Source organism: Atopobium sp. oral taxon 810 str. F0209 (assembly GCF_000466405.1).
Taxonomy (GTDB): Bacteria; Actinomycetota; Coriobacteriia; order Coriobacteriales; family Atopobiaceae; genus Olegusella.
This window is the reverse complement of sequence record NZ_KE952938.1, coordinates 109,569-119,329: the sequence shown is the minus strand read 5'-3', so window position 1 is coordinate 119,329 and position 9,761 is coordinate 109,569. Positions and strand designations below refer to the sequence as shown.

General features: G+C 52.6%; 7 protein-coding genes. 3 read left to right on the top strand and 4 right to left on the bottom strand.

Going from position 1 to position 9,761, the window contains the following annotated elements:
* Nucleotides 1-265 precede the first annotated feature (265 nt).
* The 3 genes from HMPREF9069_RS02575 to HMPREF9069_RS02565 form a co-directional block, all read right to left on the bottom strand.
* The gene (locus HMPREF9069_RS02575; protein ID WP_035438214.1) at nt 266-1,267 is read right to left on the bottom strand and encodes a GGGtGRT protein; all 1,002 of its coding nucleotides are present in this window, start codon (nt 1,265-1,267) and stop codon (nt 266-268) included.
* Nucleotides 1,268-1,295: 28 nt separating this feature from the next.
* Nucleotides 1,296-1,988 (bottom strand): iron-sulfur cluster assembly scaffold protein, encoded by a 693-nt coding sequence (locus tag HMPREF9069_RS02570; protein ID WP_021625559.1) that lies wholly within the window; start codon nt 1,986-1,988, stop codon nt 1,296-1,298.
* A 251-nt stretch (nt 1,989-2,239) separates the two neighbouring features.
* The gene (locus HMPREF9069_RS02565; RefSeq protein WP_021625558.1) at nt 2,240-5,206 is read right to left on the bottom strand and encodes an insulinase family protein; all 2,967 of its coding nucleotides are present in this window, start codon (nt 5,204-5,206) and stop codon (nt 2,240-2,242) included.
* An 81-nt stretch (nt 5,207-5,287) separates the two neighbouring features.
* On the opposite strand from HMPREF9069_RS02565, the gene HMPREF9069_RS02560 reads away from it, so the two are divergent.
* Entirely contained in the window at nt 5,288-6,229 is a 942-nt protein-coding gene (locus tag HMPREF9069_RS02560) for a DMT family transporter (RefSeq protein WP_232204024.1), read from the top strand.
* 107 nt (nt 6,230-6,336) lie between these two features.
* Here HMPREF9069_RS02560 and HMPREF9069_RS02555 read toward each other — a convergent pair whose 3' ends face one another.
* Nucleotides 6,337-6,789, bottom strand: coding sequence for a universal stress protein (locus tag HMPREF9069_RS02555; RefSeq protein ID WP_021625556.1), 453 nt, complete (start codon nt 6,787-6,789; stop codon nt 6,337-6,339).
* A 286-nt stretch (nt 6,790-7,075) separates the two neighbouring features.
* Between HMPREF9069_RS02555 and HMPREF9069_RS02550 the strand changes: the two genes are divergently transcribed.
* Complete coding sequence (locus tag HMPREF9069_RS02550) at nt 7,076-7,993, top strand: undecaprenyl-diphosphate phosphatase (RefSeq protein WP_035438208.1); 918 nt, start codon at nt 7,076-7,078, stop codon at nt 7,991-7,993.
* A 114-nt stretch (nt 7,994-8,107) separates the two neighbouring features.
* A complete protein-coding gene (locus HMPREF9069_RS02545; protein WP_021625554.1) occupies nt 8,108-9,187 on the top strand; it encodes a 6-phosphofructokinase in 1,080 nt (359 codons plus the stop codon).
* The last annotated feature ends 574 nt before the right edge of the window (nt 9,188-9,761 follow it).

The following is a 9,761-nucleotide window of genomic DNA, read 5'->3' as shown; positions in this document are numbered from 1 at the left end:
CGTCTTTTACACCATTTTACGGACGTGACTACAGAGTGTGGCGTTTGGCATCTGGCGTGAAATGAAACGTGGCGTTTGACACTTGGCATGAAATAGAACGTGGCTTTTGGAATTGTAAACCTAATCTATAACCAGATAGATGACCGGCAAAGCAAGCAAATGCAAGATGATGTGGGCACAAAATACCCCCACGGACGGATGCCTGTGGGGGCATGAGATACGGGCGTAATCGTCTACTAGCGCGCCTAGGCGCAGAGCAGCTCGCTTATGCCATGGCCTGCTCGACAGCGACAGCGCATGCGACGGTAGCACCGACCATGGGGTTGTTGCCCATGCCGATAAGACCCATCATGTCAACGTGTGCGGGTACGGAGCTCGAGCCAGCAAACTGTGCCGAAGAGTGCATACGACCCATGGTGTCGGTCATGCCGTAGGAAGCAGGACCCGCGGCCATGTTGTCGGGGTGCAGGGTACGGCCCGTGCCGCCACCAGATGCAACAGAGAAGTACTTCTTGCCAGCAAGGACGCGCTCCTTGAAATAGGTGCCTGCGACGGGATGCTGGAAGCGAGTGGGGTTGGTGGAGTTACCAGTAATTGAGATGTCAACGTTTTCATGCCACATGATAGCGACACCCTCACGGACGTCGTCAGCACCGTAGCAATTAACGGCAGCGCGAGGACCATCGGAGTACTTGGTGGTCTCGACAACGGTCAGCTCACCAGTGAAGTAATCAAACTGAGTCTGAACATAGGTAAAGCCGTTGATGCGAGCAATAATCTGAGCAGCATCCTTGCCAAGACCATTTAGGATAACGCGCAGCGGCTTCTTGCGGGCCTTGTTGGCGTTGTTGGCAATACCAATGGCGCCCTCAGCAGCAGCAAAAGACTCGTGACCTGCGAGGAATGCAAAGCACTCGGTATCCTCGCCCAAAAGCATTGCGCCTAGGTTACCGTGGCCCAAACCAACCTTACGATCCTCAGCTACAGAGCCAGGAACGCAGAACGCCTGCAGACCTTCGCCGATAGCAGCAGCTGCATCAGATGCGGTCTTGCAACCCTTTTTGATTGCAATTGCGCAGCCTGCAGTGTATGCCCATGCGGCGTTTTCAAATGCGATGGACTGAACATCAAAGACAATTTTGCGAGCATCGATGCCCTTGTCCAGACAAATCTGCTCAGCCTCTTCGAGACTGGAAATGCCATAACTATCGAGCACCTTGGTAATCTTTGCGATACGGCGCTCGTAACCTTCAAATGTGACTGCCATAAGACGTGCCTCCTTTTCTTTCCCCAAGTTACTCGGCACGGGGGTCGATGACCTTGGCGGGCGCGTCCCACTGACCGTAGCGGCCCTTTGCCTTTTCGAGCGCCTCGTTTGCATCGGTACCAGCCTTGACGTCATCCATGAATTTGCCGAGGTTGACGAACTCAAAGCCGATGATCTCGTCCTTCTCGTTGAGGGCGATGTGGGTGATATAGCCCTGGGTCAGCTCAAGATAACGGGGACCCTTGGCCGCGGTGCCATAGGTGGTGCCCACCATGGAGCGCAGACCTTTGCCGAGGTCGTCGATACCAGCGCCGATAGGCAGGCCATCCTCGGAGAAAGCAGTCTGGGTACGACCATAGACAATCTGCAAGAAAAGCTCGCGCATAGCAACGTTGATAGCGTCGCATACAAGGTCGGTGTTGAGAGCCTCAAGAATAGTCTTCTTGGGAAGAATCTCGGCAGCCATAGCAGCGGAATGAGTCATGCCCGAGCAGCCGATGGTCTCGACTAGGCATTCTTCGATAACGCCAGCCTTGACGTTAAGCGAAAGCTTGCAAGCACCCTGCTGGGGGGCGCACCAACCAATGCCGTGCGTATAGCCAGAGATATCCTCAATTTTCTTGGCCTGAACCCACTTTCCCTCCTCGGGAATCGGGGCAGGACCATGGTATGCACCCTTGGCAACCGGGCACATCCTCTCCACTTCCGCTGAATACTGCATATAGCACTCCTCTCCAACGCCGACGATGTCGAGCAAAACCCAACATCCCGTCTGTGTCTCGTCAGGAAAACCGCCGAGACCTGAGCCAAATGCCCCCTTACAGGCGGCTCATACAAGTTAATTTTATGACAGAAAGAGCCTCCGTGGGTGCAGCATTCGCTGAAATACCCACAGAGGCTCGATAAAGGTGCAAAAAATGATGCCAAACCGCGCTAACGCGGTGAAGCAAAACGTATAACGCAGCGCGGCAGCTAGTTTGCTTCATCCATCAGTTGCGTGAGCGTTAGATTTAGCTGTGACTCCTTGAGCTTGTCTTTGCCGCCAAAGACTACAACGCTGTGGTGATCGTGCAACTCACTTAAGGGTACCGCCATCGCACGCAAATCTTCGGCGGTGGTGGCTAGCATCTGATTGCGCACATCATGGCGCCAGCCTTGCGGCTTGCCAGCAAACCTCTGCGAATCTTGACGACGTGCAATCTGGCGAGGCTTGAGTGGCGTGTCATGGCTAGCGACACTAGAGACGATGTAACCTTCAAGTTCGTCTTCACCACCGCTCCATTGGACAAGCCATGCACTCGCGCCCTCGTAGCGAGCAATTGTGTCATCAATACCAGGGTCACGGTAAGACCAGAACTGGGTCACACCCGTGCTGCCATGTTGGAAACCAGTGCCGTAGGCACCTCCCTTGACACGGACTTCGTTCCACAGATAGTCAAAAGAAAGCGCACGCGAAGCCACTGTCCAAGCGCCCAAGCTGCAGTTATCTGCCATAGAGCGCGGCTGCGCTTCGCCAACGTAGCAAACATCGGAAGGAATGATATAGCCTTGGCGCATTGGTGTGTCGGGGTCGGGAAGAGCGATTTCTAGCTGATGTGCGGCGGTTTGCTTGCCTGCTTTGGTAAGGCCCAGCGTGCCGCCCAACTCCCAAAAACGTTTGCGACTATCAGCGCTACCAGCAAAGCTGACACTCACTTCATCTGCAGTAAATATACGCTGTGTGATGTTGGTGAGCGTGTTTACCAGGGCGTCTTTGTGCTCATCCCAGTGGGCAAGCAGATCTTTGAGGAAAAGATAGTACTCCACACCGCCCATTTGTGCAGTTGCCTTTGCAGCTGCTGAGTAGTGCGTGGCAAGTGCTGCCATTGCGGCACGGTGACCTGCGCCGATGAAGTTTTGCTCCATCGCAATACGGTGCTGTACCAGCAAGTTGTAGATACGATCCGTGTCGGTGTAGAGGGTCTTGCTCCAGACCTCGGCAGGTAGAGTGGCCAGTGCCGCCGTTTTGTCTGCCAAAGCAGAAGCGCGTACAACCAGTAGCGGGTGCACAAAGCTGGGGTCTTCATCTCGGCCATAGGCTTCGACGCTAAAGCTCAAGAAGCCCAGCTCGCGCTCGATAAGCATGTCTAGTGCCGAAGCGTCATGCTCTGTGGTATCGAGTTTGCCAAGCAAATCGGTGAGCATACTAACATAGGGCAGCTCATCAAAGCTAAAGCGACGCAGATCAAAGTAGTGCCAGACGTAATCAATGCCGTGAGTATCTAAATCATAGGCATAGCAGGGCAGAGCCGCTGTTTCATCCAGCGTAGCCAGCGTTTCCTCGGGTACGTCTTTGATATCCGAAACGTGCAGGCGAGGCAAAAGCGCAATATCTTCGGGAGCGTCAGGGGCTTCCTGCTCGGCACGAAGGGCTGCAACCTCGTCAGCTATGGCGGCCAGTTGATCGGCAGACATCTGCGCGCGCAACTCGGCCAGCTCTGCGACCTCTGCATTTGCAGCACCTTCGTCGGTGGGTACTAGCTCTACAGCACAGGAATGCTGGGAATGAACAACCATCTCATCAAGCAGCTGTTCAAAGCCGCCCGTTTTGACTGCATCCTTGAGTTGTGCGAGCGCGTCCTCGTAATGGAGATATGCCACAGGGTCATCATCGTTGTAAAGCCAGCTTGACATAACCTGCATCGACAGGGCAACACCATCAGCGTAGACACCCCAATCGCCTTCGCGTAGATTAAATTCTGCCTGAGCAAGTGATGCCTCTAGGCGTTCGCGCTCGATGCCCTCAGCAACTAGACGTGCACAGGTATTTTCAACAAGCTCACGGAACTGCTTAGCCACGCCTGGCTTTGCTCCTTTGAGCTGGAAGATAACCTGAGGCTGTAGTTCGGCATCAATCAACGTGGCATTAAAGTCTTGGCCAAGACCCGCTTCGAGTACGGCACGCTTGAGCGGAGCCTCATTGGAGCCCGCCAAGGTGTCAAGCAGTACATCTGCTGCTAGCACACGTTTGCGCTGGTCAGCGGTTGCAAATACGTAAGCCAGCGAGACAGAGGCATTCTCGGGGGCTGTCGCCATTTTGATTTGAGAAAGTCCTGCTTGGACAGGGGCTTGCATCGGCAGTACGTTGGGCTTGCCAACGCCACGATCAACAGCTTGCTCAAAACGTTTGTTGATAAAGGCAAGCTCGCGCTCAATATCAAGGTCACCATACAAAATGGTGTAGCTGTTGGCGAGATTGTAGTGGCGCGCATGCGTGTTGATGAACTGCTCGTAGCTGAGCTGAGGGATATATCGCGGATCTCCGCCAGAGACAAAACGGTAGGGAGTATCGGGGAAGAGCGCGCGACTGACCTGCTCAAATACGATTTCATCAGGATCAGATAGGGCGCCTTTCATCTCGTTAAAGACAACACCGTTGTAAATAAGTTGGGCGTCGTCACCTTCGCCGGCAAGTTCGTAGTGCCAGCCTTCCTGCTCAAAAATGCGCGGGCGCTGGTAGATGGCAGGATGCAGCACGGCATCCAGATAAACATCCATGAGATTCTCGAGGTCGCGCTCGTTGGTTGACGCTACGGGATACATGGTTTTGTCGGGAAAAGTCATCGCGTTCAAGAAGGTCTGCATGCTCGTCTTAATTAAATTGACGAAAGGCTCCTTGACAGGAAAACGATCCGAACCACACAACACTGAATGCTCAAGGATATGGAAAACACCCGTGTCATCAGCAGGTGGCGTTTTGAAACTGATGGCAAATGACTTGTTGACATCGTCGCAAGCCAGCCAGAGCGCACGTGCGCCGCTCGCGTCATGACGTAGCTCATAGCCAGTGGCTGAGAGCTCGGGGATAGGATGAATTGCGGTGACGCTAAAGCCCGAATGCTTGCTGCCAACCACAAGTTTGGGGTTGGGAATAGTGAAGTCCTTCTTATCCTGTTGCATGAGGTCCTCCAAGCGGTGTATTGGTGCTATTGTGCTTTAGGTTTTGTGCACTTATTTATGATACCCAGAGATGAGATGCCCATGCTTGAACCTCAGCCTCAATCGACGCCTTCAGGAAAAATCGAGGCGCCAACTCCCGATCCCACGGGACGCGCACTGCTGCGCGGCGTGTTTATTACGCTGCTTGGAGGCGCACTTTGGGGTGCAAACGGTACCGTGTCCAAATTTTTGATGGATGCCTATAACGTTGACCCTTTGTGGTTGGCTTGTGTACGTGAGCTGACTGCGTGCTGGTTATTTTTAGCTGTGGCGCTGTTGCGCAATCGCCGTCGTCTGATAGATGCCCTGCATAGTCCGCGTGACCTTTGGGGAATTTTGCTTGTGGCGTTGGGTGGCATTATATTTTCGCAGGTCGCCTACCTTGAGGCCATTGATTGGACTGACTCGGGTACGGCGACGGTGTTGCAGTCGCTAGAGATGCCCATGGTGCTGGTGTATGTGTGCCTTACTACGCGCCGCAAGCCGCGCAAACGTGAAGCACTCGGTCTATTCCTCGCGCTGGTGGGTACGTATTTAGTGGCAACCGCGGGTGTGCCCACTCAGATGAATCTGCAGCCTCAAGGTCTTATTTGGGGTTTGATTTGTGCTGTTTCCGCTGCTATTTTGGCTATTTTGCCAGCGCGTATGATGCGCCGCTGGGGCAATTTTGTGGTCAATGGTTTGGCTTTTTTGATGGCAGGAGTGCTACTTTCGGCTTATGTGCGTCCCTGGGAAAATATGCCCGCACTTGACTGGATTGGCTGGCTGGGCGTCGTGTTTTCTGTGGTTATCGGTACCTTTGGCGCCTACGGTCTCTACCTGCAAGGTGTCAAAGAAGTCGGCTCGGTGCGAGGTTCGCTGCTTGCGACTTCCGAGCCTGTGGTGGCAACCATTACATCGATTGTCTTTCTTGGTGCTACTTTTTCTGGAGCAGAGCTGTTGGGCTTTGCTTTGATTATCATCACCGTATTTTTGACTGTATAGCTGCATATAGCCCCGCAGCTGCGTATAGCCCTACAAACCGCATAATAAAGTCGCGCAGCTTGCAGGGCTTGTGGCAACTTAATGTCAGACGCTACTTCAGTCAGGCGTTACTTCACCACAAGAGTGTCGACCTTTGCGGTCCTAATCAAGAAGGTCGAAATCGAGCCAAGCAGAACATATTTGATTGGCGACAATCCGCGCGCGCCGCACACCACTAAATCAGGATTGATTTCGTCAAGCATCTCATCCTTGAGCGTTTCGCGGATGCGCCCCGCCTTGACAATAACCGTGACTTTTTTGATGTTGGGTTCTGCTTGTGCCTTGGCGATTTGCTCGGCGATAGAATTGCGGAAATCCTCTTCAAGGGCGGAAATGAGACCCGATGGATAGGTCCCTGTGGTTTCTAGCGCAGTCGAGTCGATGACATGACCAATGTAGAGCTCTGCGTTATCATTTGCCGCTGTTGTGATTGCACGATCGAGCACCTTATATTGCAGGTCAGTTCCATCCAGTGCTACAAAAATCTTGTCATAGCCGAGGTCAGTGTAAGTCTTTGTCATCGTAATCCCCCGCTTTCCGTAGAGTATCTATTAACTAGAGTTTACCCAGCTGGCAGATGATAAATTTGTCCGTGGATGCTCTAGACGGTAGGCGGTCGGTGTTTTTCCGTGGCAGTTCGCTGGGGGCGGGTGGATGGCGGCTGACTTGTCCTACATTGGTAAGCAAAGATAGTCAAGCAAGGCATCTGCAGTCTGCACGTGCGCGGTATCTATGGTTGTGCTCGTTATGGCGGGCCGCCTGTAGCAGCAAGACGCAATGCAGCCAAAAACTAGCGGGGGTGTGTCCATGGATATGATTGAACTGCTCAAAGCTGTACTTTTTGGTTTAGTAGAAGGTATTACCGAGTGGCTACCCATTTCATCGACGGGTCATATGCTGTTGCTCGACCAGTTTGTTAAGCTCAATGTGTCCAAAGATTTTTGGGATATGTTTTTGGTAGTCATTCAGCTGGGAGCAATACTTGCGGTTTGCGTGCTTTTCTTCCATGCACTCAATCCCTTTTCAGGCAAGAAAAGCTCCGATGAGCGCCATGATACTTGGCGGCTTTGGGCACAGATTATCGTTGCTTGTATTCCTGCAGCTGCAATTGGCATTCCGTTGGACGACTGGATGGAAGCTCACCTAGGCAGTCCTTTTGTGATTGCCGCTGCGCTTATTGTCTATGGTGTTCTTTTTATTGTGATCGAGTCTCGTCGTGATAGTCGTGCGCAGCAGTTGGCTGCTCGTGGAAGTTCTGCTCGTCATATGGCGACTCCCGTGACAAGCAATCCCAGTGAACTTGCCGATGCTGATGCGCGTGTAACGGATGTACGTCATATGCCCTGGTTGACGGCAATAGGTATTGGTATTTTCCAGGTACTTTCGATTGTGCCAGGTACCTCACGCTCGGGCTCAACCATCATCGGTGGCCTGCTTTTGGGTTGCTCGCGTACGGTTGCGGCGGAGTTTACCTTCTTTTTGGCAGTGCCTGTAATGGTGGGTGCCAGTGGCCTGCGTTTGGTGAAGTTTTTCCTCAAAGGCAATAGCTTTGCTCCGAATGAACTAACGCTGCTGCTCGCTGGCTGTGCAGTTGCTTTTGTGGTGTCTTTGCTTGCTATTCGTTTCTTGATGGGTTTTGTCAAAAAGCACAATTTCAAGCCTTTTGGTTGGTATCGAATCGTGCTGGGTGTGGCCGTGGTGGCGTACTTCTTGCTTGTGCACTAAGTTCTGCTTGTCTGGCTTGTCTGCGGCGTACAATAGAGCTACGACTGTACTGAGTTTGTGAGTCGGTACCAGCAAAAATGACAGTAACGGCGATGTGAGAGGGAAGAGGACCATATGCTTCGAGTCGGTATGCTCACCAGCGGTGGTGATTGCCAAGCGTTGAACGCAACCATGCGCGCCATTGTACGTACGGTTACCAACGAATGCAAAGATCAAGTCGAGTTTTATGGTTTTCTCGATGGCTATCGTGGGCTGATGTATGGTCAGTATCGCAAACTCGAGTGGCAGGATGTGAGCGGTCTGCTGACTACGGGTGGCACCATTTTGGGCACCAGCCGTACGCCGTTTAAGCTGATTCATGAACCCGATGAAAATGGTCTTAACAAGGTTGAGGCCATGAAGAAGACTTACAAAAAACTGCAACTTGATTACCTGTGTGTACTGGGTGGTAACGGCTCACTCAAGACGGCAAATCTGCTGAATGAGGAAGGGCTGCGTGTTATCGGTCTGCCAAAGACGATTGATAACGACACTTGGGGTACTGATATGACCTTTGGTTTCCCCTCGGCTATCGATATTGCGACCAAGGCGATTGACGATATCAAGACAACCGCAAGCTCGCACGGTCGTGTCTTTGTTATCGAGATTATGGGTCATAAGGTGGGCTGGATTCCACTGTATGCAGGCGTTGCAGGTGGTGCTGACGTTATTTTGATTCCTGAGATTCCATACGATCTCGATAACGTCGTTGAGGCCATCGAGAAGCGCGAAAAAATGGGCGGGCGTTTTGCCATTGTTGTGGTGGCCGAGGGTGCCATCACCAAGGGTGAAAAGATGCTCAACAAGAAGGAGTACAAGGCAGCAGTTGCTCAGAGGACTGATCCTTCTGTTGCATATGCGCTTGCGCGCGAGATTGAGTTGCGTACGGGTCGCGAGACGCGTGTGGCTATTCCGGGCCATACTCAGCGCGGTGGTGCACCTGATGCGCAGGATCGTATTTTTGCTTCCCAGTGTGGTGCGGTTGCTGGACATGCGCTGGTCAACGGTGAGTATGGTTTCTTGGTTGCACAGGTGGCAGGCAAGATGAAAAAGGTGCCATTGGCCGATATTGCTGGCAAGCTCAAGTATGTTGACCCCGAGAGCGACCTTGTGCGCGAGGCGCGCGAGCTGGGTATTTCTTTCGGCGACGAATAGCTGCTGTACTACGCCGGCAAGTACGTTGCGCTGGCGGGTATGTTGGCGTCGAAGGTGTGTGACGTTGGCAAGTACATTGCGCTGCGAGTACGTTACGCTGTGGGTACGTTGCGCTGCAAATACGTTGCGCTGCACGGCGCGCGCGAAATTGCGCTTTTAAATAACGCTTCAACCCTGTTGGCCTTGCGTCAGCAGGGTTTTCTTGTCCTGCTTGGTACGCTTTTGAACCCTTTGCCATAACGTAGTCACATCAGGTTCAATATGCTCCCTTTTACTCGCATTTCCCCACAGGCGGTTCAATAAACACCCTTTTTTCCACATCGGGTTCAAAAAGCACCCTTACAACAATTTTTACCTGGCCTTTTCCCGCGCACTCGGTACGCTTTTGAACCGCCTGCAATAAATGGAAGACAACGGGTTCAACATGCACCCTTTTTCCCACATCGGGTTCAATATGCACCCTTGCGGAAATTTTTACCATTCTTCGGCGGTTTGCGACGGTTTTGAACCGTCTGCATTAAATGGAACACAACGGGTTCATAAAGCACCCTTTTTCCCACATCGGGTTCAATAT

What these genes read in the sequence shown, in the direction of transcription:
- HMPREF9069_RS02575 (WP_035438214.1), bottom strand. Translation starts at nt 1,267, where the DNA reads ATGGCAGTCACATTTGAAGGTTACGAGCGCCGTATCGCAAAGATTACC.
- HMPREF9069_RS02570 (WP_021625559.1), bottom strand. Translation starts at nt 1,988, where the DNA reads ATGCAGTATTCAGCGGAAGTGGAGAGGATGTGCCCGGTTGCCAAGGGT.
- HMPREF9069_RS02565 (WP_021625558.1), bottom strand. Translation starts at nt 5,206, where the DNA reads ATGCAACAGGATAAGAAGGACTTCACTATTCCCAACCCCAAACTTGTG.
- HMPREF9069_RS02560 (WP_232204024.1), top strand. Translation starts at nt 5,288, where the DNA reads ATGCTTGAACCTCAGCCTCAATCGACGCCTTCAGGAAAAATCGAGGCG.
- HMPREF9069_RS02555 (WP_021625556.1), bottom strand. Translation starts at nt 6,789, where the DNA reads ATGACAAAGACTTACACTGACCTCGGCTATGACAAGATTTTTGTAGCA.
- HMPREF9069_RS02550 (WP_035438208.1), top strand. Translation starts at nt 7,076, where the DNA reads ATGGATATGATTGAACTGCTCAAAGCTGTACTTTTTGGTTTAGTAGAA.
- HMPREF9069_RS02545 (WP_021625554.1), top strand. Translation starts at nt 8,108, where the DNA reads ATGCTTCGAGTCGGTATGCTCACCAGCGGTGGTGATTGCCAAGCGTTG.